Source organism: Mycobacterium sp. IS-2888, assembly GCF_001954215.1.
Taxonomy (GTDB): domain Bacteria; phylum Actinomycetota; class Actinomycetes; order Mycobacteriales; family Mycobacteriaceae; genus Mycobacterium.
The window spans coordinates 1-823 of sequence record NZ_MBET01000075.1; the positions used below are offsets into that span (position 1 = coordinate 1).

Genomic DNA, 823 nt, shown 5'->3' on the forward strand with positions numbered 1-823 from the left:
GCCGACGCCGCCGTCGTCAACGACGTCGACCCCGCACCGGCATACAACCGCGCAGAATTAACCTCCGGCGGCAACGCACCAAAATCAATCGACATGTGATTCCTCCTCAATGACCTTCCGGCGCAAGGCCTTCGGGATGTGGTTGCTAGTAGCGGGCATTTCTTTATCCTGCCGATGGTGGTCGGGTGAGTACGTTGTAGCGGAAGCCGTAGCGCACGCCGAGGTTGCCGCTGCGTTGGGCGCCGCGTCCGCCGACGAGGGGGACGCCGCGCATGGCGGCGTTGGTTCCGGCGGCGTTGGCGCCGTCGGGGTTGAGTAGCTGGGTGCTGACGAGTTTGGTGGCGGTTTGTTCTTCGGCGCCGGCGGCGCTGGCCCAGCTTTGCGGGACCGACAGTCCGCCGATTTTGGTGGCCGAGGACAGGCTTGCCGTGGGTACGGCGGCCGGGTGGAAAGTCCACCCGCCCGCGCCCAACGCCGCAAACTGCGGTGTCGGAAAGAACGCACCTTGCGCGCCGGCCGTCGTTCCCACCGGTCCATTGAACGTTTGCTGCGCAATGCTCGAAAAGAAGCTGGCTAGGCCGTTGGACTGATAGGGCAAGCCCGTCATTCGTTTCAGCACCGTGTCGTAGTTCGCGGAGACGAGCCCGAGCCAGTTGTTGGTGGGGGTGGGCAGGCCTTGGGTGGAGAGGTTGGTGAGCAGGTTTTGTAGCCAGGTGAAGGGCCCGGTCGTGGTGGTGGCCGCGGTGGTGGCTTGGGTGGTGGGTGCGGTGCTGGCCGCGGCCAGTTGCGGGGTGACCGCGGCGACGTTTTGGGCGGAGGTGTG

At 65.7% G+C, this 823-nt stretch carries 2 protein-coding genes; both read right to left on the minus strand.

All coding sequences use genetic code 11. The annotated features are described in order from the left end of the window. The coding region (locus tag A5745_RS24435; protein ID WP_175879830.1) for a PPE domain-containing protein at window positions 1–95 on the minus strand (95 nt) is incomplete at its 3' end. A gap of 68 nt (window positions 96–163) precedes the next feature. Then, the coding region (locus tag A5745_RS15370; protein WP_175879831.1) for a PE/PPE C-terminal domain-containing protein at window positions 164–823 on the minus strand (660 nt) is incomplete at its 5' end.